Source organism: Micromonospora sp. CPCC 205739 (assembly GCF_036906795.1).
Classification (GTDB): Bacteria; Actinomycetota; Actinomycetes; order Mycobacteriales; family Micromonosporaceae; genus Micromonospora.
The window spans coordinates 179131-205081 of the sequence record NZ_JBAKHS010000009.1; the positions used below are offsets into that span (position 1 = coordinate 179131).

At 72.3% G+C, this 25951-nt stretch carries 21 protein-coding genes, 2 tRNA genes and 1 pseudogene; 14 read left to right on the forward strand and 10 right to left on the reverse strand.

Annotation, left to right across the window (positions count from 1 at the left end; translation table 11 throughout):
- Nucleotides 1–162 precede the first annotated feature (162 nt).
- The 6 genes from gyrB to V6U88_RS16080 all read left to right on the forward strand — a co-directional run bounded on the left by gyrB (nucleotide 163) and on the right by V6U88_RS16080 (nucleotide 6317).
- Complete coding sequence (gene gyrB, locus V6U88_RS16055; protein ID WP_334453803.1) at nucleotides 163–2109, forward strand: DNA topoisomerase (ATP-hydrolyzing) subunit B; 1947 nt, start codon at nucleotides 163–165, stop codon at nucleotides 2107–2109.
- Between the two features lie 130 nt (nucleotides 2110–2239).
- On the forward strand, nucleotides 2240–4759 hold the full coding sequence (gene gyrA / locus V6U88_RS16060; protein WP_334453805.1) for a DNA gyrase subunit A: 2520 nt from the start codon (nucleotides 2240–2242) through the stop codon (nucleotides 4757–4759).
- Nucleotides 4760–4762: 3 nt separating this feature from the next.
- A complete protein-coding gene (locus tag V6U88_RS16065; RefSeq protein ID WP_334453807.1) occupies nucleotides 4763–5647 on the forward strand; it encodes a DUF3566 domain-containing protein in 885 nt (294 codons plus the stop codon).
- A 300-nt stretch (nucleotides 5648–5947) separates the two neighbouring features.
- A tRNA-Ile gene (locus tag V6U88_RS16070) sits at nucleotides 5948–6021 on the forward strand.
- Between the two features lie 46 nt (nucleotides 6022–6067).
- Complete coding sequence (locus V6U88_RS16075) at nucleotides 6068–6196, forward strand: DLW-39 family protein (RefSeq protein ID WP_218105107.1); 129 nt, start codon at nucleotides 6068–6070, stop codon at nucleotides 6194–6196.
- Between the two features lie 45 nt (nucleotides 6197–6241).
- A tRNA-Ala gene (locus V6U88_RS16080) sits at nucleotides 6242–6317 on the forward strand.
- A 318-nt stretch (nucleotides 6318–6635) separates the two neighbouring features.
- Here the strand turns inward: V6U88_RS16080 and V6U88_RS16085 are convergent.
- From V6U88_RS16085 to V6U88_RS16105, 5 genes are all read right to left on the reverse strand, one after another.
- Entirely contained in the window at nucleotides 6636–7688 is a 1053-nt protein-coding gene (locus tag V6U88_RS16085) for a hypothetical protein (RefSeq protein ID WP_334453812.1), read from the reverse strand.
- Between the two features lie 244 nt (nucleotides 7689–7932).
- Nucleotides 7933–8346, reverse strand: a complete 414-nt coding sequence (locus V6U88_RS16090) for a contact-dependent growth inhibition system immunity protein (protein WP_334453814.1) — start codon at nucleotides 8344–8346, stop codon at nucleotides 7933–7935.
- 104 nt (nucleotides 8347–8450) lie between these two features.
- Nucleotides 8451–10607: an RNA polymerase recycling motor ATPase HelR gene (helR, locus tag V6U88_RS16095; protein ID WP_334453816.1), complete on the reverse strand. Its 2157-nt coding sequence runs from the start codon at nucleotides 10605–10607 to the stop codon at nucleotides 8451–8453.
- Nucleotides 10608–10669: 62 nt separating this feature from the next.
- Nucleotides 10670–11905 (reverse strand): glycosyltransferase, encoded by a 1236-nt coding sequence (locus V6U88_RS16100; RefSeq protein ID WP_334453818.1) that lies wholly within the window; start codon nucleotides 11903–11905, stop codon nucleotides 10670–10672.
- A gap of 443 nt (nucleotides 11906–12348) precedes the next feature.
- Nucleotides 12349–13020, reverse strand: a complete 672-nt coding sequence (locus V6U88_RS16105; RefSeq protein WP_334453984.1) for a hypothetical protein — start codon at nucleotides 13018–13020, stop codon at nucleotides 12349–12351.
- A 96-nt stretch (nucleotides 13021–13116) separates the two neighbouring features.
- Between V6U88_RS16105 and V6U88_RS16110 the strand changes: the two genes are divergently transcribed.
- Nucleotides 13117–14079, forward strand: a complete 963-nt coding sequence (locus tag V6U88_RS16110; RefSeq protein ID WP_334453985.1) for an L-threonylcarbamoyladenylate synthase — start codon at nucleotides 13117–13119, stop codon at nucleotides 14077–14079.
- Nucleotides 14080–14151: 72 nt separating this feature from the next.
- Nucleotides 14152–14571, forward strand: coding sequence for a CBS domain-containing protein (locus tag V6U88_RS16115; protein WP_334453820.1), 420 nt, complete (start codon nucleotides 14152–14154; stop codon nucleotides 14569–14571).
- A gap of 73 nt (nucleotides 14572–14644) precedes the next feature.
- On the opposite strand, the gene V6U88_RS16120 is transcribed toward V6U88_RS16115, so the two are convergent.
- Both V6U88_RS16120 and V6U88_RS16125 read right to left on the reverse strand, forming a co-directional pair.
- Nucleotides 14645–15442, reverse strand: a complete 798-nt coding sequence (locus tag V6U88_RS16120) for an MBL fold metallo-hydrolase (protein ID WP_334453822.1) — start codon at nucleotides 15440–15442, stop codon at nucleotides 14645–14647.
- 57 nt (nucleotides 15443–15499) lie between these two features.
- The gene (locus tag V6U88_RS16125; RefSeq protein ID WP_334453824.1) at nucleotides 15500–20020 is read right to left on the reverse strand and encodes a cation-translocating P-type ATPase; all 4521 of its coding nucleotides are present in this window, start codon (nucleotides 20018–20020) and stop codon (nucleotides 15500–15502) included.
- A gap of 399 nt (nucleotides 20021–20419) precedes the next feature.
- Between V6U88_RS16125 and V6U88_RS16130 the strand changes: the two are divergent.
- The 6 genes and pseudogenes from V6U88_RS16130 to V6U88_RS16155 form a co-directional block, all read left to right on the forward strand.
- A pseudogene (locus V6U88_RS16130) lies at nucleotides 20420–20884 on the forward strand (MFS transporter); the annotation flags it as partial.
- Nucleotides 20885–21014: 130 nt separating this feature from the next.
- Nucleotides 21015–21668 carry a hypothetical protein gene (locus tag V6U88_RS16135; RefSeq protein ID WP_334453992.1) on the forward strand — a complete coding sequence of 218 codons (654 nt, stop codon included), beginning with the start codon at nucleotides 21015–21017 and terminating at the stop codon, nucleotides 21666–21668.
- A 169-nt stretch (nucleotides 21669–21837) separates the two neighbouring features.
- On the forward strand, nucleotides 21838–22482 hold the full coding sequence (locus V6U88_RS16140; RefSeq protein WP_334453826.1) for a GAP family protein: 645 nt from the start codon (nucleotides 21838–21840) through the stop codon (nucleotides 22480–22482).
- 52 nt (nucleotides 22483–22534) lie between these two features.
- A complete protein-coding gene (locus V6U88_RS16145; RefSeq protein WP_334453828.1) occupies nucleotides 22535–23317 on the forward strand; it encodes an SDR family oxidoreductase in 783 nt (260 codons plus the stop codon).
- Between the two features lie 37 nt (nucleotides 23318–23354).
- Nucleotides 23355–23549, forward strand: coding sequence for a hypothetical protein (locus tag V6U88_RS16150; protein ID WP_334453830.1), 195 nt, complete (start codon nucleotides 23355–23357; stop codon nucleotides 23547–23549).
- 144 nt (nucleotides 23550–23693) lie between these two features.
- On the forward strand, nucleotides 23694–24242 hold the full coding sequence (locus V6U88_RS16155) for a YbaK/EbsC family protein (RefSeq protein ID WP_334453832.1): 549 nt from the start codon (nucleotides 23694–23696) through the stop codon (nucleotides 24240–24242).
- Between the two features lie 56 nt (nucleotides 24243–24298).
- Here V6U88_RS16155 and V6U88_RS16160 read toward each other — a convergent pair whose 3' ends face one another.
- The 3 genes from V6U88_RS16160 to V6U88_RS16170 form a co-directional block, all read right to left on the reverse strand.
- Nucleotides 24299–24931, reverse strand: coding sequence for a DsbA family oxidoreductase (locus tag V6U88_RS16160; RefSeq protein ID WP_334453834.1), 633 nt, complete (start codon nucleotides 24929–24931; stop codon nucleotides 24299–24301).
- Nucleotides 24932–24951: 20 nt separating this feature from the next.
- A complete protein-coding gene (locus V6U88_RS16165; protein WP_334453836.1) occupies nucleotides 24952–25377 on the reverse strand; it encodes a SufE family protein in 426 nt (141 codons plus the stop codon).
- Between the two features lie 111 nt (nucleotides 25378–25488).
- Nucleotides 25489–25908 (reverse strand): CBS domain-containing protein, encoded by a 420-nt coding sequence (locus tag V6U88_RS16170; RefSeq protein WP_334453839.1) that lies wholly within the window; start codon nucleotides 25906–25908, stop codon nucleotides 25489–25491.
- Nucleotides 25909–25951 lie beyond the last annotated feature (43 nt).

Sequence of the window (25951 nt, forward strand, 5' to 3'; positions counted from 1 at the left end):
GGTCGAGCCGATCGCGATCCGCGGGCAACCGCGGCGACCGGCGTACGCGATCCGTCACCTGGAGTTCCCGGGGCGGTCCGTGCGCCGACGTCGCGTCCTGTCCGCCGAACCCGCGCCCGAGCGCGCCCACCCGGCGCGCACGGCGCGAGAAAGTGGCCGAGGGTGGCAGCGCAGGACAAGCAGGAGTACGGCGCAGAGTCGATCACCGTTCTCGAGGGGCTGGAGGCGGTCCGCAAGCGGCCCGGTATGTACATCGGGTCGACCGGCGAGCGCGGTCTGCACCACCTCGTGTGGGAGGTCGTCGACAACGCCGTCGACGAGGCGCTGGCCGGTTACTGCGACACCATCGACGTGGTGCTGCTGGCCGACGGCGGCGTCCGGGTCACCGACAACGGCCGTGGCTTCCCGGTCGACCTGCACCCCAAGCTGAAGAAGCCGGGCGTCGAGGTGGCCCTGACCGTGCTGCACGCCGGCGGCAAGTTCGACGGCAAGGCGTACGCGGTCTCCGGCGGTCTGCACGGCGTCGGCGTCTCCGTCGTGAACGCGCTCTCCACCCGGATGGCCGTCGAGATCCACAAGTCCGGTCACGTGTGGCGGCAGCAGTACCACAACTCCAAGCCGAGCCCGCTCGACAAGGGCGAGACCACCGACCGCAGCGGCTCGGCGGTCTCCTTCTGGCCGGACCCGGACGTCTTCGAGACCGTCGACTTCGACTTCCAGACCATCTACCGGCGCCTCCAGGAGATGGCCTTCCTCAACCGAGCGCTGCGCATCCACCTGCTCGACGAGCGGGTGGCCGAGGAGGAGGACGGCCGGCAGCGCGAGGTGACCTTCTACTACGAGGGCGGCATCGCCGACTTCGTCCGGCACCTCAACGCCTCCAAGAACCCGATCCACAAGACGGTGGTCGAGTTCGGCGCCGAGGAGGAGGGCATGTCGGTCGAGATCGCCATGCAGTGGAACGAGTCGTACGGCGAGTCGGTCTACACCTTCGCCAACACCATCAACACCCACGAGGGCGGTACCCACGAGGAGGGCTTCCGGGCCGCGCTGACCAGCGTGGTGAACCGCTACGGCGCGGACAAGAAGCTGCTCAAGGGCGACGAGAAGCTCTCCGGTGAGGACATCCGCGAGGGCCTGGCGGCGATCATCTCGGTCAAGCTGGCCAACCCGCAGTTCGAGGGCCAGACGAAGACCAAGCTGGGCAACACCCCGGTGAAGAGCTTCGTGCAGCGGGTCTGCAACGAGTGGCTGGTCGACTGGTTCGACCGGAACCCGGCCGAGGCGAAGATCATCATCCAGAAGGCCTCCCAGGCGGCCCGGGCCCGGATCGCCGCGCAGCAGGCGCGCAAGCTGGCCCGGCGCAAGTCGCTGCTGGAGTCCGGCTCGATGCCGGGCAAGCTGGCCGACTGCCAGTCCACCGACCCGCGCGAGTCCGAGGTCTTCATCGTCGAGGGCGACTCGGCCGGCGGCTCGGCCAAGCAGGGGCGCGACCCGCGGACCCAGGCGATCCTGCCGATCCGCGGCAAGATCCTCAACGTGGAGAAGGCCCGGATCGACCGGGTGCTGAAGAACAACGAGGTCCAGGCGCTGATCACCGCGCTGGGCACCGGCATCCACGACGACTTCGACATGGAGAAGCTGCGGTACCACAAGGTGGTGCTGATGGCCGACGCCGACGTCGACGGCCAGCACATCCAGACGCTGCTGCTCACTCTGCTGTTCCGCTTCATGCGCCCGCTGGTCGAGCTGGGGCACGTCTACCTGGCCGCCCCGCCGCTCTACAAGATCAAGTGGAACAAGAAGGGCGACGACGCGCAGTACGCGTACTCGGACCGGGAGCGCGACGGGCTGATCGCGCTGCGCCAGCAGAAGAAGCCCAACGCCCGGCCGGACGACATCCAGCGGTTCAAGGGTCTCGGTGAGATGAACTATCCCGAGCTGTGGGAGACCACGATGAACCCGGCCACCCGTACGCTGCGCCAGGTCACGCTCGACGACGCCGCGACGGCCGACGAGCTGTTCAGCGTGCTGATGGGTGAGGACGTCGAGGCGCGCCGCTCGTTCATCCAGCGCAACGCCAAGGACGTGCGGTTCCTCGACATCTGACGGTGCCCGACGGGTCGGCCGGGCAGTCCCCGGCCGACCCGTCGGTCCACAGAGTTATCCACAGCTTGGCCGGTTTCCACAGCCGTTATCCACAGCACGAAAACGACTCTGAGTCTGATAAGGGTTAACAGTGACCGATACTCCCGAGTCCACCCCGAACGAGCCGGAGATCCCGGAGACACTTGCGGCCGTCGTGGCGCACGACCGGATCGAGCCGGTCGGCCTCGAGGTCGAGATGCAGCGCTCGTACCTCGACTACGCCATGAGTGTCATCGTCGGACGGGCCCTGCCGGACGTCCGGGACGGGCTCAAGCCGGTCCACCGCAAGATCCTTTACGCCATGTTCGACTCCGGCTACCGGCCGGACCGCGGCTACGTGAAGTGCTCCCGCGTCGTCGGTGACGTGATGGGTCAGTTCCACCCGCACGGCGACTCGGCGATCTACGACGCGCTGGTCCGGATGGCGCAGCCCTGGTCGCTGCGGTACCCGCTGGTGGACGGCAACGGCAACTTCGGCTCCCCGGGCAACGACCCGGCCGCCGCCATGCGGTACACCGAGTGCAAGCTCGACCCGCTGGCCATGGAGATGCTGCGGGACATCGACGAGGACACCGTCGACCTCCAGGACAACTACGACGGCCGGGCCAAGGAGCCCACCATCCTGCCGTCGCGGATCCCCAACCTGCTGGTCAACGGCTCCGAGGGCATCGCGGTCGGCATGGCCACCAAGATCCCCCCGCACAACCTGCGCGAGATCGGCGCGGCGGTGCAGTGGTGCCTGGAGCACCCGGAGGAGGACGAGGCCACCACCCTCGACGCGCTGCTGGAGATCGTCAAGGGACCGGACTTCCCCACCCACGGCCTGATCGTCGGCACCCAGGCGATCCAGGACGCGTACCGGACCGGGCGCGGCTCGATCCGGATGCGCGCCGTGGTGGAGGTCGAGGAGGACAAGCGCGGCCGCCCCTGCCTGGTGGTCAGCGAGCTGCCCTACCAGGTGAACCCGGACAACCTGGCCGAGCGGATCGCCGAGCTGATCAAGGAGGGCAAGCTCGCCGGCATCGCCGACATCCGCGACGAGTCCTCCGGGCGCACCGGCATGCGGATCGTGCTCGTCCTGAAGCGCGACGCGGTCGCCAAGGTGGTGCTGAACAACCTCTACAAGCACACCCAGCTCCAGGAGACCTTCGGCGCCAACATGCTGGCCCTGGTCGACGGGGTGCCGCGCACGCTGAACCTGGCCCAGTTCATCCGCTACTACGTCGAGCACCAGATCGACGTGATCCGCCGGCGGACCGCGTTCCGGCTGCGCAAGGCCGAGGAGCGGGCGCACATCCTGCGCGGTCTGGCCAAGGCGCTGGACGCCCTCGACGAGGTGATCGCGCTGATCCGGCGCTCGCCCACCGTCGACGACGCCCGCCAGGGCCTGATCCGGCTGCTGGAGATCGACGAGATCCAGGCGACCGCGATCCTGGACATGCAGCTGCGTCGCCTGGCCGCCCTGGAGCGGCAGCGGATCATCGACGACCTCACCAAGCTCGAGATCGAGATCGCCGACCTCAAGGACATCCTCGCCAAGCCGGAGCGGCAGCGGCGGATCGTCTCGGAGGAGCTCGGCGAGATCGTCGCGAAGTGGGGCGACGACCGGCGTACGAAGATCATGCCGTTCGACGGCGAGGTCTCGATGGAGGACCTGATCGCCCGCGAGGACGTGGTGGTCACCATCACCCGCACCGGGTACGCCAAGCGGACCAAGGTCGACCTGTACCGCTCCCAGCGGCGCGGCGGCAAGGGCGTCAGCGGGGCGACCCTGCGGCAGGACGACATCGTGAGCCACTTTTTCGTATGCTCCACCCACGACTGGATCCTGTTCTTCACGAACAAGGGCCGCGTCTACCGGGCCAAGGCGTACGAGCTGCCGGAAGCCAGTAGGGTGGCCAAGGGCCAGCACGTGGCCAACCTGCTCGCCTTCCAACCGGACGAGCAGATCGCGCAGATCATCGAAATCCCGAACTACCAGGTGGCTCCCTACCTGGTACTGGCCACGAAGAACGGCCTGGTGAAGAAGACGCGGCTCGAGGAGTTCGACTCCAACCGTTCCGGCGGCATCATCGCGATCAACCTGCGCGATGAGGACGAGCTGGTCGGTGCTGCCCTCGTTGCGCCCTCCGACGACCTGCTGATGGTGTCGAAGAAGGCGCAGGCGATCCGGTTCAACGCCAGCGACGAGGCGTTGCGGCCGATGGGGCGGGCGACCACCGGCGTCATCGGCATGCGCTTCACCGACGACGACGTCCTGCTGGCCATGGAGGTGGTTCGGGAGGGTCTGGACGTTCTGGTGGCCACGAACGGGGGATACGCGAAACGTACCCCGATCGAGGAATACCCGGTCCAGGGCCGGGGAGGTAAGGGCGTGCTGACTGCGAAGATCACCGAGCGCCGCGGTGGTCTGGTCGGCGCTGTCGTGATCGACCCGGAGGACGAACTGTTCGCGATCACCAGCAACGGCGGCGTCATTCGGACTCCGGTGAAGCCTGTACGCCGTACGCGTGACCGGAACACAATGGGGGTCAAGCTGATGGACCTCCCGGACGGCGTGACTATCGTGGCGATTGCTCGCAATGCCGACGAGCCTGACGAACAGGACTAGTTGATGACGGAGACACAGGCGAAGTCGGGGAACAAGGGACCCTCGGCCACCCCGGTCGACGAGGAGGCCGCCAAGAGCGGCACAACGGCGGCCGGTCGGGCCGCCGTGGGCCGGGCAACCGTCCCCGCCGACGCGCCTGCCCCGAAGTTCACCCGGGCCCCCGGCATGGCACCGCCGCCGGACAAGCCCGGGGAGGACTCGGGGGCGAGCGAGAAGGCCGAGACGCCGACCGACGCGCCGACCTCCGCGGCCATGCCGGTCAGCGCCCCGGTCGCCGCCAGCACCACCACCCAGCCGATCAAGGCGGGCACCGCCACGTCTCCGTCCAGCACCGGCACCCAGCCGAAGGTGGGCGGCCCGACCAAGCCGTCACCCGACGGCGGCCGTCCGGCCGGCTCCGGTCGCCCCGCCAACGGGGGCGGCCTGCCGCCGGGCATCGGCGGCGCCGCAGCCGTCGGGGCCGCGCGGGTGGGTGAGGCGGTACGCGCGGCGCGTAGCTCGGTCAGCTCGGCCGCGTCCCGCGGACCGCGCCGGGCCCGGCTGAACCTCAAGCGGATCGACCCGTGGTCCGTGATGAAGTTCGCGTTCGCCGTCTCGGTGGTGCTCTTCATCGTCGTCGTGGTGGCCACCTCGGTGCTCTACCTGGCGCTGGACGCGATGGGGGTCTTCCAGAGCGTCAACGAGAGCCTGACCGACCTGGTCAACGCCGGCGGCCAGGGCACCGGGGGCTTCCAGATCACCGCCCGGGGCGTGATCCTCAGCTCGGCGCTGATCGGCCTGGTGAACGTCGTCCTGTTCACGGCGCTCGCCACGCTGGGCGCGTTCGTCTACAACGTCTGCGCCGACCTGGTCGGCGGGATCGAGCTGACGCTCGCCGAGCGCGACTGACGCAAAACGTCGACGCCGGGGCCACCGCGAATGCGGTAGCCCCGGCGTCGCCGCGTCCGGCCCCGATCTCCGCCGGGCGTGGCCGGCGGGTGAAGCCCCGTTTGCGGCGTGTCGGGGTGTCCCGGCGAGCTGACACCCCGACACGCCGCGAAACGGGAGTCGATCTCGGCACGAGACCCCCGGGAAAGCGGTCGCCGCCGCGCGGCCGCTCCCGGTACGGTCACAGAGGGCCACGAGCGCCACGGCCACCCCGATTTGGGGCCGGACGTGGCGATGGGTTAACCTTGCTCGTCGCCACGCGGGGCTATAGCTCAGTCGGTTAGAGCGCAGAGCTGATAACTCTGAGGTCGCTGGTTCGATTCCAGCTAGCCCCACCGCACACCGTTCCGACGGCAGCAGTCGAGCGCGAGGGGTCGCCCCATGTTCAAGAAGCTTCTGTTCCTGGTCGGCGTCGTCGGCGTGGCCGCTGTGGTTGCCAAGAAGGTCAAGGCTTCCAACGACGAGCGCGCCCTCTGGCACGAGGCCACCACCGCGCCCGACCTGCGCTGACACCCGGCTGGCAACGGCCAGCACCAGGCGGCTCCGACCGCCCTCGGGGCCCTAGCTCAACTGGCAGAGCACTGCCTTTGCAAGGCAGGGGTTAGGGGTTCAAGTCCCCTGGGCTCCACCATCTTCACCTCTCACCTGCGGGTTCGCAGTCTGCTTGATCGACTAGTACAACGTCAGTACAGATCAGGCTTGATCTTGGCTTGAGAGCGCCGACCGTAGGACGCTCCCGACGATGCCGCGAGGCCGGTCCCGCTTCGGCCACCAGTGCACGTACGTCACGATGCCCTCGAGGTCGATCCCGCTTGGGCCACCAGCTCGCGACCAGATCCTTTGCCAACTGATGATCAGCGTTTCCCGTAGCGGCTGCGAAGCCGAGGGTAGGCCGGGCTGCAGGAGCAGGGCTGGGGCGCGCCGCCGGGCGGTGGCGCGCCCCAGCAGGTCAGGCCAGCCGCTGGGCGCGGGTCGCGGTGACCGTCGCGGTGCCGCTGCTCGACAGGCCGGAGATCAGGTACGCCCGGTAGGTGCCGTCGGGCAGGACGGTCCACAGGTCCGGGGTGCCGTCGAGGTTGATGTCGGCGGCCGACAGCGTGCTGATCGCGACGCCGGTGTTCCAGTTCGCCGCCACCTCGTACTGGGTGTGGGTCAGCGAGCCTGTGCCGTCACCGTTGTCGACCATGGTGACCCCGGTCCACAGGTACAGATCACCGGTGGTGGCGTTGCGCAGGAACAGCGCGAGGCCGGAGGCGGTCTGGGTGCTCGTGATGCTCCAGTTCTGCCAGTCGCTTTCACCCGTCGGAGTGGCGTTCGTCAGGGTGGTGGTGCCGAAGTACAGGCCCGGCGCGCCGAAGCTGGGGTGGTAGCCGAGGCGGTAGCCGTTGGTGGCGTCACCGGAGATGCCGATCAGGTCCGGGATGCCGTTGTCGACACCGTCAGCGGTGTACCCGTTGACCAGCGTCAGCGGCGAGTTGCCGTTGGCGTCAAGGAGGTAGTCCGGGCTGATGCTCGCCTGGTTGCCGCTGACCGGGTCGAGCATCGTGCCGTCGCCGGCACCCTTGATGACGGCGCCACCGCCGGCGTAGGGCCCGCCCGGGTAGTAGACGAGGAAGTCCTGTGCGGTGCTGCCGAAGAAGTGGCCGGTGATGACCTGTCCGCCGTCGAACTCGGCCGCCGAATAGGTGCCGCCGAAGCCATTGCCGCGCAGTCCGATGTTGGCGGCCGGGGTGTGCACCTGGCCGGTGCCGACGCCGGTCTTGCGGGACTTCACGCCGAGCGCGGACCAGACGCCGGACCCGAGCCCGGCGCCCGGGCCGCCGACGGCGACCAGGTCGGCGACGCCGTCACCGTTGAGGTCCTTGTCGACTGGGCCGGTAGCGACGGTGGGCGTGGGCTTCGGCGCGGCCTGAGCCGGCAGGGCCGGGGCGAGCGCGGTCAGCGCGAGCGCCGCGGGCATGCTCCAGGCGATCAGGCGACGTGAACTGAAGGAATTCGTCATAGGTTCCCCCGTGGGTTGTGGAATTTGCCGCTCGCTCGGACGGTACTGGAAGTGGGCAACCGCCAAGATCCGGCGCTAGCAGCCCTTCGGGATTCGTTCAGCAGAGTTGGCCGCCCGGAAGGATGAGCAGGCGGCGACGAACGGGAGCGGTCAACGCAGCCAGCGGCGCGCGCAGATGTATGGCGTGCCAGGGCTCCGCCGCGAACCCCGGCCCTCCTCGTAGATGCCGTCGCGGAGATCGCACTCAGCGGCCAAGGAACCGCACGATGGCGTCGCGGAGCAGTCGGTCGGGGTCGCGCGGATTCAGGTCAGGGTCGGGAAACGGCGGATCGGCAATGAGCTCAGCCAGAACCGATGCCAGCCGCTCCCGATCCGTTCGTAATGTCGACCATGCCGAGTCAGGCAGCCGCAGCACGGTGGAGAGCAGGTCGCCGGGGTAATGATCGCCCTCAGCCAGCGGATCGCGGAGCAGGACCTGCACTGCGCGGGGCAGCAAGGCGGGTACGCCGATTCCCTGCCCGAGCATGATGCGCAGGTCCTCGACCGTGAACTCAGCCAACGGCTTACGTCGCAGCTCGGCGCAACGCTTGATGAGGAAGGTGGCGTCCGGACCGGGATCGGGCCAGACCTCCCGCTCAAGCTGCTCAACCGTCGTCACGGCCGTCAGGGTAGTCCGCACCGCGGTCCTGGGTTTCCCAGAAGGTTGGCGGGCCATCCACGGCCAGTAGCCACACGGCCCGCTCCACCACTCGAATGACGTTGTCAGGAGCTCGTGAGGATGACGAGTTGCTGGGTCGCTCGGGTCATCGCGACATAGCGGTCGACCGCTCCTTCGATGCCTTCGCCGAAGGCCTCGGGGTCGACGAGGACGACCAGGTCGAACTCCAGCCCCTTGGACAGCTCCGGGGTCAGCGACCGGACGCGGGACGTGGCCTGGAATGTGGAATCGCCGATGACGCAGGCGATCCCGTCGGCGTGCGCGGCGAGCCAGGTGTCGAGGATCGAGCTCAGATCGGAGACAGATCCGTGTACGACGGGAACGTCGCTGCTGCGAATGGAGGTCGGCACGTTGGCGTCCGGGAGCACGGCCCGGATGACCGGCTCGGCTTCCGCCATGACCTCTTTCGGCGTCCGGTAGTTGATGCTCAGGGAGGCCAGGTTGATCCGGTCGAGCCCGATCCGCTCGAGCCGTTCCTGCCAAGACTCCGTGAACCCGTGCCGGGCCTGGGCGCGGTCCCCGACGATGGTGAAGCTCCGGGACGGGCAGCGGAGCAGCAACATCTGCCATTCCGCGTCGGTCAGTTCCTGCGCCTCGTCCACGACGATGTGCGCGAACGGGCCGGCGAGCCGGTCCGGGTCGGTGCTGGGCAGTGCGGCCTCGTCGTCAACCAGGGCATCCTGGAGATCGAGTTGGCGCAGGCTCGACAGCACACCTTCACCGTCGTCATAGGCGTGAGCCTCGATCAGCTCGTCGATGACCGTGGCCCTGCGCTCCCGTTCGACGGCGAGAATGGCGTCGTGCTGGCGGTTGCGCCGTGACGCCTCCGGGTCGCCGAGCCGCTGCCGTGCCGCGTCCAGGAGCGGCAGGTCGGACACCGTCCAAGCCTGGGCGTCCGCGCGCTGCAACTTCCGAACGTCATCCGGGCTGAGCCAGGGAGCGCACTTGCGTAGGTAGGCGGGTACCGACCACAGGTCTCCGACGAGGTCGGTCGCTTCGAGCAGCGGCCAGGCACGGTTGAGGGTCGTGAGCAGCTCCCTGTTCTGCAGCAGCGACCTGCGGACCAGGTCGTCCGGCTCGTCGCCGTCGTACTTCTCCATCAGGATCGTCAGCAGCTCTTCCCAGATCTCGTCACGCGCCTCGTTGTGCGGGGTACCGGGTCCCGGCGCCTCGAACGCCTCGGCCCACTCGTCGGCGCTCAGCCAGATGTCGGAATCGCCGATCGTGACCGTCATTCCCTTGGCCAGCGGCTCCTCGTAGAACCGGACGGCCGTCTCGATGGCCTTCACCAGATCCGCGGACGACTTGAGGCGGGCCACGTCCGGGTCGGCTTCCATCGTTGCCGCGGCGCCCTCGGGGACGAGGTCCCGCAGGGTGCAGGTCTGCACGTCCTCCTCGCCGAGGCTGGGCAGGACGTCGGAGACGTAGGCGAGGTAGGGCTGGTGCGGACCGACGAACAGCACCCCGCCCCGGCGGTGACCGAGGCGAGGGTCGGCGTAGCGGAGGTAGGCGGTGCGGTGCAGAGCGACGACCGTCTTCCCGGTGCCCGGACCGCCGTCGACGACCAGAGCGCCGCGGGATCCCGCGCGGATGATCGCGTCCTGGTCGGCCTGGATCGTGCCGAGCACGTCTCGCATCCGGGCCGACCGGCTGCCGCCCAGGCTGGCGATGAAGGCGGACTGGTCGTCGAGGGCGGCGTGCCCTTCCAGCCCGTCCGGGGTGAACACCTCGTCCCAGTAGTCGTTGATGCGGCCGCGGGTCCAGCGATACCTGCGGCGGCTGGCCAGACCCATCGGGTTGGCGTGGGTCGCTCCGAAGAACGGCTCGGCCGCGGGGGAGCGCCAGTCGAGCAACAGCCGACGACCCGTGCTGTCGGTGAGGCCACGACGTCCGACGTACACGGGCTCGGGGTTGTCCGCGCTGACCATGCGTCCGATGCACAGGTCCAGACCGAAGCGACGCAGGGCGCGCAGGCGAGCAGTCAGCCGGCGGACCTCCATGTCCCGGTCCACCGCCTGCCGGCCTTTGCCGCCGGGCGCCCTGCGCGCGGCGTCGAGGCGGTCGGACAGGTCGGCGAACAACTGCTCGAGGCTCTCCGCGATGGCCCCGAAGTGCTCCTCGTCGCGAGCGATCAGCGCCGGGTCGGCCTTGGCAGAGAGCTGGTCGGGAAGGTCGAACGCGCTGGTGGTCGGAGGATTCATCTCATCGGTTCCGATCTGAGGTCGCATGCGATCAAGGTCCTGGCTCGCCCAATTCCGCGTGTTCACGCCGACACGTGGGGCCTTTCCCGGCTGACCGCGTCGAGCAGCAGTTTCGCGGCCACCGTCGCCCCGTCGGTGCGGATCGTGCCGGCCACGGCCCTCGCTCGTGCTCGGGTCTCCGGGGTCAGTGCCGTTCTGAGCGCGGCCGACAGGGAGTCGAGGGTCGGCGTCGGACCGTCGTGCGCCGCGCCGATGCCCAGCTCGGCCACCCGACCGGCCCAGTACGGCTGGTCCACGATCTGGGGTACCACCACCTGAGGCGCGCCGGCCCGGGCGGCCGTCGTCGTGGTGCCCGCGCCGCCGTGGTGCACGACGGCGGCCACCCGGCCGAACAGCGCCTGCTGGTTGACCTCGCCGACGACGAAGCAGTCGTCCCGGTCGTCGATCAGGGCCAGGTCGGCCCAGCCGCGCCCGACGAGTACGCGGCGGCCCTGCGCGCGGACCGCCTCGATGGCCACCTGGGCGACGTCCGCCGAGGCGCGCATGGGCATGCTGCCGAAGCCCACGTACACCGGCGGTGCGCCGGCGCCCAGGAACGCCTCCACCTCGGCCGGGAGCGGGCGCTCGTCGGGCAGGATCCACGCCCCGGTCTGCACGACGTCGAGGTTCGACAGGCCCTGCCACGGGCACAGGGTCGGGTCTGCCGCCAGCCACGGCCGGTCGGTGAAGACGTGGTCACGGACGTTGTCCACCGGTGGCAGGCCGATCGACGCCCGGTGGCTGTTGTGTGCCTCGCCGTACAGCGCGTTCACGCGCTCGGCGTCCAGGTCCCACAGCACCCGGTTGTCGGTCACGTCCGGTGGGAACGGCCGGCCCGGCCGCGGTGGCGGCGGGTGGTGCGGCGACGGCAGTTCCAACGGTTGGAAGCACGCGTACACGTAGCGGATGCCCAGTTTCTCGGCCACCGACCGTGTCCCGGCCGGCATCAGGCCGGTCGCCACCACTGCGTCACATCCCTCGGCCGCCGCGGCGAGCGCGTCGAAGCGCGCGGCGACCAGCTCGGCCGCGAGCCGGAACGGGTCCGTCCCGGACCGCGCCGTCATGCCGGTCACCAGCGCGCGCACGGACGGGCCGAACGGCACCAGCGGCACGCCGACACCGGCCAGCAGCACCGCGAACTCCTCGTCGGGCGGCGCGCACACCCGCACCTCCGCACCGAGTTCCCGCAACCGCACCGCCAGTCCCGCCAGCGGTTCGACATCGCCGCGCGAACCATACGTCGACAACAACACTCGCATTTAGTGACTTCCGTTTCCGCAGGTCCTGGCCTCGGCCGACGATTCTGCGGCACGACCCCGGTCTTGCCGCAAGTCCCCCTTTGCGCTATATTCTGAAAGTGGAAAGGAGCGGGCTGTTCCCCTTTCCACTTGAACAAGCCCAGCGGATCCCGTAGGCGTCGGGGTGCAAGTCCCCTGGACCTCCACCGATCGATTCGGTACGGGACATAAGTCATCCGCACTTGTGGCACGGCCCCACGACCAGCCGGAAGCGAATCGCTCCAGGCTGCCGAGGTCGCTGGAACCGGGGCGGTGCCCTCAGTGGGAATCGCGATGTCCTCCTGCCGACGGCGGCGGTCCTGGACGGAGTCTGGGCGGTCCGCCGGTCGCGCAAGCGTCGGTGAGGGAACAGCCGGGCGGAAGCAGCACCGGGCCACGGTGTGGCCCTTACGGCATTTCGCCGGCTACACCGACCGGAGCGGCTGACCCATGGCGTCGAGGTCGTCGGCGAGGTCGGCCAGCGACAGTTCGGGGTTGAGCCGCCGTACCAGCTCCTCGGTGAGCGGTCGCGCAGCGTAGATCTCCGTGAGCGCACCCGGGTCCACGTCGAGCTCGTAGTAGTCCTCGGCGAAGCCACGGTAGGTGGCTGGCGTCGGGTCCAGCAGCACCCCGAACAGTCCCAGCGCGCAGTCCGGGTCGATGCCGTCCGGGAAGTCGATCTCGCCGGCGTGCCACCGGTCGTCGGCCACCTGCCGCCAGAGGCAGCAGGTGGCCTCGATCGTGTCGTCGAAGCTGAACGCCGGCTCGTCGACCTGGTCGGCGAAGACCTCGGGAACCTGGTCGACCACCCCGGGCCACACCTCCCCGTCGTTGACCGCCGGGCTCATCTGTGACTCGTGGTCGAATCCTCGGATGAAGGTGCCGACGGCGGTGAACACGATCGAGTAGGCGTCCCCGGAGCCGTTGTCCATCGAGGCCAGCTCCGCACCCGGGCCCCAGTGGGCGTCGTAGCGGTAGTACCGGCTCTCCTGGTCGGGACTCAGGATCGCCTCGGCGAGCGCCAGCGCGCGGCACCGGCGCCGCAGCGCCTCCGGATCGGGCAGGGCGCGGGCCACCTCGTGAACGGTCACCGGCAGATCAAAGCCCACCGGTGCGACATCCGTGCGGCCGACCGGGAGGCCGGTCCGTCGGCAGGCTAGCGTCGGGGCGTGAGCACCGGATCCCCACGCGTCCTGCCCGCCGCCAGCGGCATCGCCGAGGCCGCCGCCGTCCTGCGCGACGGTGGGCTGGTGGCCTTCCCGACCGAGACCGTCTACGGCCTCGGCGCGAACGCGCTGGACGCCCGCGCCGCCGCCCGGATCTTCGAGGCCAAGGCCCGGCCCAGCTTCGACCCGCTGATCACCCACCTGGCCGACGCCGCCGACCTGGAGAAGCTGGTCGGGCCGGTACCCCCGGCGGTGGCCGCGCTGGCCGAGCGGTTCTGGCCGGGGCCGCTCACGCTGATCGTGGACCGGCCCGCCGAGATTCCGCCGATCGTCACCTCGGGACTGGACACCATGGCCGTCCGGGTGCCGGACGAGCCGTCCGCCCGGGCCCTGATCCGGGCCGCCGGGGTGCCGGTGGCGGCGCCGAGCGCCAACCGGTTCGGGCAGCTCAGCCCGACCCGCGCCGAGCACGTGGTCAAGGGGCTCGGCGCGGCGGTGGACGTGGTGCTCGACGGCGGGCCGACGCGGTGCGGCATCGAGTCGACCATCGTCGACGCGCGTGGCGCCCAGCCGGTGGTGCTGCGGCTCGGCGCGCTCGCCCTGGAGGAACTGGTCGAGGCGGTCGGGCCGGTGAGCGTACGGCCGGGCAGTTCCGGGCAGCCGGTGGCGCCCGGGACGCTGGCGGCGCACTACGCGCCGCGTACCCCGTTGCGGGTGGTGGCGGGGGCGCAGCCGGCGCCCGCCGACGGCGGCCGGCGCGGCTTCCTGGCCTTCCGGGAGCGGCCGGCCGACGGGTACGCGGCGGTCGAGGTGCTCTCGCCCGCCGGGGACGTGACGGAGGCCGCCGCCCGGCTCTTCGACGCGCTGCACCGGCTCGACGCGGCCGGGGTGACCGAGATCCTGGCCGAGGCGGCCCCCGACGCCGGGGTGGGCCGCGCGATCAACGACCGGCTGCGCCGCGCTGCCGCCACCTGGGACGCGGCCGGCTGAGGGTCGGATGCATGGCCGGGCGGACCGAGGGTACCGATTCAGGTACCAACCCCCGGAAAGCGAGGTGTCACCATGCCGACCGCACGCGACATCATGACCCACGACGTGACCTGCGTCCGCGAGCAGGACGACCTGCGGGCCGCCGCCAAGCGGATGGCCGACCTCGGCGTCGGCTCCCTGCCGATCTGCGGCGACGACAACAAGCTGAAGGGCATGCTCACCGACCGCGACATCGTGGTCAAGGTCCTCGCGCAGGGCAAGGACCCGGCCAACGTGACCGCCGGTGAACTCGCCCAGGGCGAGGCGGTGACCATCGGCGCCGACGACGACGCCGCGGAGATCCTCCGCACGATGGGCCAGCACAAGGTCCGCCGGCTGCCGGTGATCGACGGGCACGAGCTCGTCGGGATCGTGGCCGTGGCCGACGTGGCCCGGTCGCTGCCGGAGCGCCCGGTGGGCGACCTGATCGAGGCCATCTCCGAGCGCGCCTGATCGGCTTCGCACCGTCGATCGCCGCCGTCCGGCTCCGCGCCGGGCGGCGGCGATCGGCGTACGAGGGGGCGGCTCAGACGGTCAGCGGCACGGTCTCGCCCCGCAGGATCGTCCGGACGCCGGAGACCAGGCCCCGCCGCTTCGCCTCCTCGACGAAGTGCCGCAGCGGCGACCGGAACACCGGGTAGTCGTCGTAGTGGATCGGCACGGTCAGCTTCGGCCGGACCAGCTCGACCAGGTCGGCGCCCTGTTTCGCGTCCATGGTGAGCAGGATGCCGGCGATCCGGGTGCCGCCGAGGTGGATCAGCATCGCGTCGATGTCCGGGAACCGCTGCGGGATCTCGGCGAGTTGCGGGCGGCGCAGGGTGTCCCCGGTGACGTAGAGGCGGAACCGGCGCGTCCCGTCGCGTTCCAGGTCGATCATCGTGCCCATCACGTCGGGCAGCAGCCGGTCCATCGCCCCGGGGCCGTGCTGCCCGGGCAACGAGGTCAGCCGCAGCGTGGCGGGACCCCGGTGCAGCTCGCGGGAGCGCCAGGTGGGCAGCCCCTCGGCCGCCCGGAATCCCCAGCGGCGCAGCTTCCGTTCGGCCTGCCGGGTGGTGATGATCGGCAGCTCCCGGTCGAGTTCCCGGCGGGCCACCCGGTCGAAGTGGTCACCGTGCAGGTGGGACAGGACCACCGCGTCCAGGGCGGGCAGCTCGGGGATGGTCAGCGCCGGCTCGGTGCTGCGCCGGGACCACATCCCCTTGCCCAGGTACGCCCGCTGGCCCCGGTGCAGGAAGTTCGGATCGGTCAGCAGGGTGAATCCCCCGATCCGGAGCACCGTCGTCGCGGTGCCGATGAACGTCACGTTCGGCTGATCCGTCTCCACCTGTCCACCTCCACCCGGCCCGTACCCGGGACGGGCGCGGCCATGCGGCCCGCCGCCCTAGCGACCGGGCGTCTCCTCGGGCGCGGACCCCTCGCCGCCCGGGCCGCCGCCGTCACCGGCCCCGTCGTCACCGGCCGTCTCGTCATCGGTCGATCCGTCACCGGCCGCTCCGTCGCCGGTCGGCGGGAAACGCTCGACCAGCCGGGTCAACGCACCGTTGGCGAAGGTGGCGCCGAGCGCGGAGCCGGCCGCGATCCCCCACCCGACGGGCCCGAGCGGGGTGCAGCCGAAGAACTGGCTCAACCCCGGCGTCTGCACCACCGTGCCCAGCACGCCGAGGGACACGGCGGTGGAGGCGAGCACCGCCGGGCTGGTGCCGCCGGCCAGCACCGTCTGCCCGAGCTGGGTGCCGACCAGCGACACCAGCGCCACCGTGCCGGCCCGCTTCCGTCGGCCGGTGTACCGGGCCAGCGTCCAGCCGGCGGTCGCGCCGAGGGTGGTGGCCCCCGCGCGCAGGCTGATCTCCCGGGTCATCGTCTCGCCGAGCGAGGTGTCCGGGCCTTCGCGCAGCAGCCCGTCGGCGTGGTCGGCGCCGGGTGGCCGGACCGCGATGGCCAGCGCCGGCGCGAGGTCGGTGAGCAGGTTGACCAGGAGCAGCTGCCGCCCGGTGAGCGCGGACCGGCCGGTCGCCGCGGCGGTCAGCACGCTGAACGCGATCTCCCCGAGGTTGCCGCCGACCAGGATGCTCAGCGCGTGACGTACCGAGGACCACATCGCCCGCCCCTCGACCAGGGTGGCGATGATGGTCTCCAGCCGGTCGTCGGTGACCACCAGGTCGGCGGCGGCCCGCGCGGCCGGGGTGCCCCGCTGACCGAGGGCGATACCCACGTCGGCCAGCCGGATCGCCGGCGCGTCGTTGGCGCCGTCGCCGGTCATCGCGACGGTACGGCCGCACTTCTGCAACGCCTGGATGATCCGCACCTTGTGCGTCGGGGTGCAGCGGGCGACCACGTCGGTGCGGGCCAGCCGCTCGCCGAGCGCGTCGTCGTCGAGCCGGTCCAGCTCGGTGGCGGTCACCACCCGCTGCGCCTCGTGGTCGGCGCTGATGATCGAGGCGATCGCCTCGGCGGTGGCCGGATGGTCGCCGGTGATCATGATGGTGTGCACGCCGGCCTGCCGGATCCGGCGTACGGCGGGGGCGGCGCTCTCGCGTACCCCGTCGGCGAGGGCGAGGAAGCCGACGAAGACCAGGTCGCGCACGTCGTCGTCGGTGACCGTCTCGGCGTCGACCCGGCACTCGGCGACGGCGAGGATACGGTGACCGGCCCTGGCCCGGTCGGCGAGCATCGCGTGCAGCCCGGCCCGCCCCTCGTCGTCCAGGCGCTCCTCCCGGCCGTCCTGCATACGCCGGGTGCTGCACCGGGGCAGCACCGTCTCCGGTGCCCCCTTCACGCTGAGCAGCAGCCGGTCACCGGTCCGCCCGACGGTGGCGTGGTAGCCGCGGGACGGCTCGAAGGGCAGTCCGCCGACCGCCGCCCAGTCGTCCGCGCCGACCTGCTCCGCCACCCCGGTCTCCCGGGCGCCGCGGCGCACCGCCCGGTCGGTGTGCTGGGGCAGTTCGTCGGGGTCGTCCGCGGCCGGGGTGGCCCGCAGCGCGGCGGCGAGGATCGGGCGCAGCCCGTCGTCGAGGCGGTCCACCGGGGCGTACCGGCCGTCGTCGCCGACGCCCGCCAGCCGCAGGCTTCCCTCGGTGAGGGTGCCGGTCTTGTCGAAGCAGAGCACGTCGACCCGGCCCAGCGCCTCGATGGTGCGCGGGTTGCGGACCAGCGCGCCGTGCTCGGCCAGCCGCCGGGCCGCGGCCAGCTGCGCGGCGCTGACCAGGAACGGCAGCCCCTCCGGCACCGAGGCCACGGCCAGGTTCGCGGCGGTCGCCGCCGTCTCCGCCAGCGGTACGCCCCGCAACAGTCCCGCCCCGGCCACCGCGATCGCCGACCCGGCCGCCAGCGGCAGTGCCGCACTGGTCAGCTTGCCGAGCCGGGCTTCCACCCCGCTGACCGGCGGGGCCTGCCGGGCCAGGGCGAGACTCCGGCCGGACTCGGTGTCGGCGCCGGTCGCCACCACCACGGCGGTGCCGTGACCGGCGGCGACGGTGGTGCCCTCGTAGAGCATCGAGTGGCGGTCCGCCACGGCGGCGGCGACCACCGGCTCGACGGTCTTGCCCACCGGCAGCGACTCCCCGGTCAGCGAGGACTCGTCCGCCTCCAGCCCGTCGGCGGTGAGCACCCGGCAGTCGGCCGGCACCGCGTCACCCGTCCCGAGCGTGACCACGTCACCGGGGACCAGTTCGTCGGCGGCGAGCACCCGCTCGGCCCCGTCCCGCACGACCCGCGCGGTCACCGCCGAGCGGGACAGCAACTCGGCGAGGGACCGTTCGGTGTGGTGCTGGTGGACCGCGCCGATCAGCGCGGAGCCGCCCACCACCGCACCGACCAGGGCGGCGTCGACCGGCGAACCGAACGCGGTGGAGAGCACCGCACCGCCGGCCAGGACCGGGGTGAGCGGATTGGACAGCTCGTCGACGAAGGCGCGGAGCAGGCCGCCGCCCGACCCCGGCCCCGCGCCCGGGCCGTCCGTCCGCCGGCGACGCGCCTCCGTCTCGCCGAGCCCGCGCGGCGTGGTGTCGAGCTGCCGCAGCACGGTTTCCACCGGCATCAGGTGCCAGGCGGTGGTGGCCGGGGTGGGCGTGCCGTCCGGGTGGGGCAGCCGGTGCGCCCGCCACACCCCGTTGGCGAAGGCCAGCGCCGCCGCGCCGTTCACCGAGGACAGGGCCCGGCCGGGGAGCTGTTCGCGCTCGGCGGTGAGCGCGCCCAACGCGCCGAAGCCGGCGCCGGCCACGGCGAGCCGGATGTTCTGCCGGGTCATCCGGCGGGCCACCCCGGCCGCCTCGATCACCAGTGCCGGAATCCGCAGGTCGGTGCCGACCAGCAGGTGGGCGCCCCAGGGCGGCAGCGCCTCCGGATCGGCCACGCCGAGACCGCAGTCGGACGCGGCGAGCGCCGCCCGGTCCCCGGACACCACCAGCACCACCCCGCCCTCGCGCTGCAGGGTGCGCACCGACTCGGCGAGGCGGTCACCACCGGGCAGCACGGTGTCGGCGAAGGCGTACCGCTGCGGGTCGTCGCCGGCCACGACGAGCCGTAACCCGGCGTGCCGGGCGGCGGTGGGCAGCGCGTCGACGCCCGGTGCCGGCTCGGGCTCGACCCGGATGATGGCGGCGAGGGTGTCCTGGTGGGCGAGACCGAGGAGCTGGCCGCCGCCGTCGCGCAGCCGGCGGCTGTCCGGCGTGTCACCGGGATCGGCGATGTCCAGCCCGTCGAGCGGGCCGAGCCGCCAGCCGTCCGCCTCCCGCGACGCGTCCGGATCGGCCGGGTCGAAGAGCGCGAACGCGCGGGCGGCCACCTCGCCGGTCGCCGCGTCGCCGAGCGGGGCCAGGTCGGCGAGCACGCTCCGCGCCGAGGCGAGCACGGCCGCGTCCAGCACCACGGTGTCGATCCGGTCGAGTTCGCGCAGCACCATCCGGTCCATCGCGATCACGCCGCGCCGGGCGAGCATCCGGCCGAGTTGGGCGGCGTACCCCTCACGGCCGGTGCCCGGGGCTCTCGGCAGCGAGGAGAGCGCGAGCGCGGCGGCCCGCTTACGGCCGACGACCGGCAGCGCGGCGGCCCCGGCCGCCGCTCCGGCGGCCAGGGCCCAGCTGCTGTACCGCTCGACGGGGCCGTCGGGTTTCGGCTGGCCCCGTTCGCTGTCGGGCGAGCGGGCGACGGCCCGCTCCGGATCGCCGGTCAGCCGTGGTTCCGCCTTGTTCCAGGCGGAGAGCTGCGCCCGCGCCTCACCCCACTGCACGATCCGCTGCAGGCTGTCCAGGGCGATGCCCGTCCAGCCGCCGGTGAGGCCCTGGACCACCGCCTCGACCAGCGGGAAGAGCACCTCGGCGCGGGGGTCGGAGGGCATCCCCCGGTCGGCCAGCCGGTGCAGCTTCGGGTGCAGGTCGATCGCGCCCAGCAGGCCGGCCACCTCGCCGGGCACCGGCGTGAGGGGCAGGATCCGGGTGGCCGCCGAGATGGTCAGGCCGAACGCGTCGGAGGCGAGCGCGCCGAGCGTCCGGGGCGTCCGCGGCCCCTCCTCGGGCGGGTGCGGAGGTGGGATGTCCGGGTCCGGTTCGTGCGGGCAGACCCGCTCGGTGCGGGCCACCGTGGCGATCAGGTCACCCAGCCGGGGCTTCGGCTCCTCGACGGCCACCACCACCCGGCCGGAGGGCGCGTTGACCCGGGCCCAGCTCACCCCGGGCATCCGTTCCAGCGCCGTCTCGACCTGCCGGGCCAGCCGGTCGCCGCCGTCCTGGCAGACGCCGTGCACCTCGATGTGGTGCCGTCCGCCGCGGGACCAGACCCGGCGCCGGGTCAGACCGGCCACGCGGGCCAGCCGCGACGCGGCCGAGCCGACGGTACGGGACGCGTCGGCGACCAGCGGTGGCACCGGCGGGAGCACGCGGCCGGCGACCCGGCCCAGCGCCGTCATCTAGCGGTACGGCCGTGCCGCCGGCCCCGCTCCCCGCCGTGCCCGCCGCTGCTGCCGTACGCCATCTCGCCTCCCGCGCTCGTCAGGCGGCCTGGCTTCCCGGCGAGCCTCCCGTTATGCCGCCGGTACGGCGGAAGTTTCCGCCAGGGGGTTCGGTGAGGCGCTGGAGCCGGCCTGACGAGATCGGGCTCACGGTTGACCTCAACCCGGGTTGAGGTCGCAGGCTGAGGTCATGTCGATCACAGCTCCCGCGGGCCGGTCGGGCCGGTGACGGCCACCGCCACCACGCCGGTCACCCCGGCTCCCCGCCTGTACGACCCCCGCCTGCGGGCGATGACGGTGGGCAGCGTCGCCCTGGTCTCCCTGCTGGCGTTCGAGGCGCTGGCGGTGGGCACCGCGATGCCCACGGTCGCCCGCGCCCTGGACGGTCTCGCCCTGTACGCGCTCGCCTTCGGTGGCACGTTCGCCGCCGGGGTGCTCGCCATGGTGCTCTCCGGCATCTGGTGCGACGCCCGGGGGCCCCGGGTGCCGATGTGGAGCGGGGTCGGGCTCTTCGTCGCCGGGCTGCTGCTGGCCGGCACCGCCACCGCGATGGGGCAGCTCGTCGTCGGCCGGGCGGTGCAGGGCTTCGGCTCGGGGCTGCTCTCCGTCGCGCTGTACGTGGTGGTCGGCCAGGCGTACCCGGAGGAGCTGCGGCGGCGGGTGTTCGCGGCGTTCGCCGCCGCCTGGGTCGTACCGTCGCTGGTCGGGCCGGCGGTGGCCGGGCTGATCGTGGAACACCTGGGGTGGCGCTGGGTCTTCCTCCTCGTGCCGGCGGTGGCGGTGCCGGCGGCGCTGCTGGTCCACTCCGGCCTGCGCACCCTGCCCGCGCCGGCCGCCGGTCGGCCGCCCGCCGGAGCGTTGGCACGGATCGGCTGGGCGGCCGGGGCAGGGGTGAGCGCCGCACTGCTGCACCACGGGGGGGCAGCAGCGCGGCGCGCTCGCCGTACCGCTGGTGGTGCTGGCGCTGGTCGGCCTGGCCTGCGGCGCGCCCCGGCTGCTGCCGGCGGGTTTCCTGCGCGCGGCGCGTGGGCTGCCGACGGTGATCGGGCTGCGCGGTCTGGCCTCGGCGGCGTTCACCGGCGCCGAGGTGGTGATCCCGCTGATGCTCTCCCGGGAGCGCGGCTTCACGCCGACCGCCGCGGGCCTGGTGCTCACCGTCGGCGCGGTGTCCTGGTCGGCCGGCTCCTGGTTGCAGGGCCGGCTGCCGGCGCCCCGCTCGTCGGCGGCGTTCCCCCGGGCCGGGCTGGCCTGCATCACGCTGGGGACGGCGACCGTCGCGCTGGCGGTCGCGCCGGCCGTGCCGGTGGCGGTCGCGGTGGCGGGCTGGGCGGTGGCCGGCACCGGGATGGGTCTGCTCTTCCCGTCTCTGTCGGTGCTCACCCTGGAGCCGTCCGCCCCCGCCGAGCAGGGGCGTAACAGCTCCTCCCTGCAACTGGGCGACTCGCTCTTCGCCGCCACGGTGCTGGCGCTCACCGGCACCGTGCTGGCCGCCGGGTCGGCGCCGGGTCCGGCCGGCTACGCGGGGATGCTGGCGGTCGCGGCGGCCTGCGGCCTGCTCGGGCTGCTGCTCGCCGGGCGGGTGGTGCCCGCCGCCGCGCTTCGCTGACCCACCCCGCCCGGGCTGACGATCCGCCGGAACCCCTCGCTTCGCGGCGAATCCGCGTCGCCCGGAAGCCGGGACACCCGCCACCAGCCGGAGCCGATCAGGCGGCGGACCAGGGTGATGCGGCGAATCAGCCCTGGTCGGCGGGGTCGGCCGGGAGGATGGGAAGGCGATGAGCATCCTGACCGTGCTGCCGCTGGCCGTGGTCATGGTGGCCGGCACGCAGCTGGTCGCGGCGGTCTTCCTCGCCTCCGGGGAGCGGCCCCGGCAGGCCTCGCTGGGCTTCCTGGCCGGCGCGGCGATCGTGGTGTTCACCGGTACGACGATCGCCTGGGTGGTCGCCCGGACCGTGGACGGCACGGCGGGCGGTGGTGGCGGTGGTCGCCGCGAAGCGATCCGGACGGCGATCGACTGGGTGGTGCTGGCGCTGCTCGTCGCGCTGGCCGTCGTGGTGTTCCTGCGTCGGCACTCGACCGGCCAACCGGCCTGGATGAACCGGCTCCGGCACGCCGGCCCCGGGTACGGCCTCCGGCTCGGCCTGGTGCTCTTCGTGGCGATGCCCGCCGACGACATCACCATGGCGACCGTGGGGGCGACTGCCGCCCGGCGGGAGCTGACCTGGTGGCACCTGCTGCCGTTCGTCCTGCTCACCCTGCTGCTGCTCGCCCTGCCGCTGCTGGCGCTGCTGCTGATGGGGCGGCGTGCCGAACGGGTGCTGCCGAGGATGCGGGACTGGGCCGCCCGGAACTCCTGGATCGTCAGCGAGGTCGTGATCGCCTTCTTCATCCTGATGATCGGGGTCGACCTGCTCACCTGACGTCACGATCGGCCCGGCCGCCCCGTCGAGTCGTCGACCGGAAGGAGTCGAGATGAAGGTGCTGGTCACCGGTGCCGGTGGCACCCTCGGGCGGGCGGTGCTGCCCCGGCTGCGGGCGGACGGGTTCGCCGTACGGGCGATGAGCCGGCGCCCCCGGCACGACCCGGCGGCGGAGTGGGTGGTCGCCGACGTGGAGACCGGGGTCGGGTTGGCGGAGGCGGTGGACGGCGTGGACGCGGTGCTGCACCTGGCGTCGCTGCCGAACAGCCGGCGTACCCACCGGGTCGACGTGCTGGGCACCCGGGAACTGGCCGTCGCGGCCGGTGCGGCCGGCGTCGCCCACCTGCTGTACGTCTCGATCGTCGGCGTCGACCGGGTGCCCCTGGCCTATTACAAACACAAGCTGGCGGCCGAGCGGGTGGTGGCCGCCGGTCCGGTGCCCTGGACGGTGCTGCGGGCCACCCAGTTCCCGCCGTTCCTCGACGCGATGCTGCGGACGGCGAGCCGGCTCGGCCCGGTGATCGGTGACCCGGCGGTGCTCGCCCAGCCGGTCGACCAACACGAGGTCGCCGGCCGGCTCAGCGAACGGCTCACCGCCGGCCCGCTGGGCGGCATCGAGGAGTACGGCGGCCCGCAGGTGCTCCGCTTCGACGAGGCGGTACGCGCCTGGCGGACGGCCCGGGGCTCGCGCCGTCCGTTGCTGCCGGTGCGGATCCCCGGCCGGCTGGGCAGCGCGCTGCGCGCGGGCGGGCTGACCACCACCGCCACCCCGACGGGCCGGCGGACCTGGGCGGACCACCTGGCTGACACGTACGGGGGAACCGACCGGAGATGAAACCTCTCCCCGTTCACGTTCGCCCTACCGTGGCGCCATGCTCACCTTCGTCGCCACCGTCATCCTCTACGTCTTCGGGTTCGTCTTCCTCTACGGCGTGATCCGGCTGGCCGTCCGGCACGGCATGGAGGACCTGGAGAGCCGTCGGCCGCAGGTCCAGCGGGTCGCCCACTCGGCCCACGCCGACGACCGGGCCTTCCTGCGCGAGAACGCCTTCCTCAGCGGCAACTGACCGCACCCGCTCGTTTGCGGCGTGTCGTGGCTTCGGCAGCGTGGGACACCACGACACGCCGCAAACGGGGTCGATCAACAGGGGCCGGCGGGACAGGGCGCCGACAGGCGGATCGGGGCCGCGGGTGCGAGGATCGCAACCGTGATGGGGACGCTGAAGACCGAACCGGCCCGTGCCCGACTCGACCTGCTGGCACCGCCGGTCGCCGCCGCGCTGGAGCAGTGGCCGCTCGAGGCCCCGGTGGACGCCGACGACGTGCTGGTCGCCCCGATCGACGCGACGCTCGCCGACACCGCCGCCTTCTGCGCGGCGTACGAGGTGGGGCTGGACGTGTCGGCGAACTGCGTGGTGGTCGCCGGTAAGCGCGAGGGGGAGATCCGCTACGCCGCCTGCATGGTGCTCGCCACTACGCGGGCGGACGTCAACGGGGTGGTCCGCCGGGCGCTCGACGTCCGCAAGGCGAGCTTCGCCCCGATGGCCGACGCGGTTGAGCTGACCGGCATGGAGTACGGCGGGATCACCCCGATCGGCCTGCCGGAGAGCTGGCCGATCCTGGTCGACGCCCGGGTGATCGCCACTCCGCACGTGATCATCGGCTCCGGGGTGCGGCACAGCAAGATCGCGCTTCCCGGCCCGGCGCTCGGCGCGCTGCCCGGTGCCCGGGTGGTCGAAGGGCTGGCCAGACCGGCCTGACCCGTCACGCCCGTCGATGTGGTTGCACGTGAAACATCACGGCCGTCGATGGCCGGTCAGGCACCCGACTCGCGGCGCTCCACCTCGGAGAGCGCGGCCAGCAGCGTCTCCGGCTCCTGCGCGCCGGTGACCGCGTACCTGCCGGCCAGTACGAAGGTGGGCACGCTGCTCACCCCGAGCTGCTGGGCGGCGGCCAGGTCGGCGGCGACCTCACGGCGACCGGCCGGGGAGTCGAGGTGGTCGCGGACCTCGCCCTCGTCCAGGCCGACCTTGACGGCCAGTTCGGCCAGCGCGTCCCGCGAGCCGAGGTCCACCCCGTCGGTGAAGTGCGCCGCGTAGAGCGCCTCGACCGTCTCCTCGGCCAGGCCCCGCTCGGTGGCGAACCGGATCAGCCGGTGCGCCTCGAAGGTGTTGGCCTGCACCGCGCGATCGAAGCGCATGTCCAGCCCCACCCCGGCGGCGACCTGCGTGACGTGGGCGAACATCGATTCCGCCCCCTCCCGGCCACCGAACTTCGCGGCCAGCGCCTCGACCAGCGGCCTCGGCTCGGTCACCGGCGTGGGGTCGAGCTGGAAGGGGCGGTAGCGGACGGTCACGTCACCGCCGTACGACGCCAACGCCTGCTCCAGTCGGCGCTTGCCGATCCAGCACCAGGGGCAGACCACGTCGGCGTAGATCTCGATCTCCATAACCGGACCGAACAGCCGGCTCAGCCGGCTTGTTCCCGGACCTGGCGCTTGAGCCGGGCCAGGATGGCCGTCCCGCCGCGTACCCGCAGCGGGCTGATCGCCTGGGCCAGCCCCATCCGCTGGTAGAGGTCGTCCGGCACGGCCAGCACCTGCTCGGCGCTCGCCCCGTCCAACCCCTCGGCGAGGATGCCGGCGAAGGCCCGGGTGGTCGGCGCCTCCGGCGGGCAGTCGAAGACCGTGCTCACCGTCCGGTCCGGGTTGACCTCGGCCCGGAGGAAGAACGAGGTCTGGCACTCGGGCACCTGCTCCATGCCCTCCCGGTCCACCCCTGGCGGCAGGGGCGGGATGACGTCGGCGTATTCGAGCAGCATCTCCAGCACCACGTCGCGGGGCGCGGCGGCGAACTCCTCGACGATCTCGGCCAGCTTCGTCGGCATCTCGGGCATCCCGTCAGGCTACCGCCGCCCGCCCGGCACCCTCGGCGCTCGGCGGATCGGCCGTGACGACGCCCGTCGGCCCGGTGCCGCCCCTCGGGCCGGCGCACCGGGTCGATCGGGTCACGCGTTCGGCGCCGCCTCGCTGATGTCGGCCAGCGCCGAGGTCGGGTCGAGCTGCATGGCCAGGTCACCCAGGGAGACGATGCCCACCAGCTTGCGCTCGTTGTCGCAGACCAGCACCCGCCGGATGTTGCGCTCCCGCATCAGCGACGCCGCCTCGGAGGCGGTGGAGTGCTGCTCGATCATTACCACCTCGCGGGTGATGACCGAACCGATGGTGGTGGTCGACGGGTCGCTGCGCTCGGCGACCGCCCGCACCACGATGTCGCGGTCGGTCAGCACACCGGCGAGGGTGGCGCCGTCGGTGACCACCACGTCGCCGATGTCCGCCTCCTTCATCACCCTGGCCGCCTCGTCCAGGGTGGTCTCCGTCGACAGGTAGACCACCTGCTTCGTCATCACGTCACTGACCCGGTACATGAGAGCCTCCGAAAAACCCCTTGTCGATCCCGGAGCGGTACCC

Coding starts and splice junctions, on each gene's coding strand:
- V6U88_RS16065 (WP_334453807.1), top strand. CDS start 4,763: ATGACGGAGACACAGGCGAAGTCGGGGAACAAGGGACCCTCGGCCACC.
- V6U88_RS16075 (WP_218105107.1), top strand. CDS start 6,068: ATGTTCAAGAAGCTTCTGTTCCTGGTCGGCGTCGTCGGCGTGGCCGCT.
- V6U88_RS16085 (WP_334453812.1), bottom strand. CDS start 7,688: ATGACGAATTCCTTCAGTTCACGTCGCCTGATCGCCTGGAGCATGCCC.
- helR (WP_334453816.1), bottom strand. CDS start 10,607: ATGAATCCTCCGACCACCAGCGCGTTCGACCTTCCCGACCAGCTCTCT.
- V6U88_RS16100 (WP_334453818.1), bottom strand. CDS start 11,905: ATGCGAGTGTTGTTGTCGACGTATGGTTCGCGCGGCGATGTCGAACCG.
- V6U88_RS16115 (WP_334453820.1), top strand. CDS start 14,152: ATGCCGACCGCACGCGACATCATGACCCACGACGTGACCTGCGTCCGC.
- V6U88_RS16125 (WP_334453824.1), bottom strand. CDS start 20,020: ATGACGGCGCTGGGCCGGGTCGCCGGCCGCGTGCTCCCGCCGGTGCCA.
- V6U88_RS16140 (WP_334453826.1), top strand. CDS start 21,838: ATGAGCATCCTGACCGTGCTGCCGCTGGCCGTGGTCATGGTGGCCGGC.
- V6U88_RS16145 (WP_334453828.1), top strand. CDS start 22,535: ATGAAGGTGCTGGTCACCGGTGCCGGTGGCACCCTCGGGCGGGCGGTG.
- V6U88_RS16150 (WP_334453830.1), top strand. CDS start 23,355: ATGCTCACCTTCGTCGCCACCGTCATCCTCTACGTCTTCGGGTTCGTC.
- V6U88_RS16155 (WP_334453832.1), top strand. CDS start 23,694: ATGGGGACGCTGAAGACCGAACCGGCCCGTGCCCGACTCGACCTGCTG.
- V6U88_RS16160 (WP_334453834.1), bottom strand. CDS start 24,931: ATGGAGATCGAGATCTACGCCGACGTGGTCTGCCCCTGGTGCTGGATC.
- V6U88_RS16165 (WP_334453836.1), bottom strand. CDS start 25,377: ATGCCCGAGATGCCGACGAAGCTGGCCGAGATCGTCGAGGAGTTCGCC.
- V6U88_RS16170 (WP_334453839.1), bottom strand. CDS start 25,908: ATGTACCGGGTCAGTGACGTGATGACGAAGCAGGTGGTCTACCTGTCG.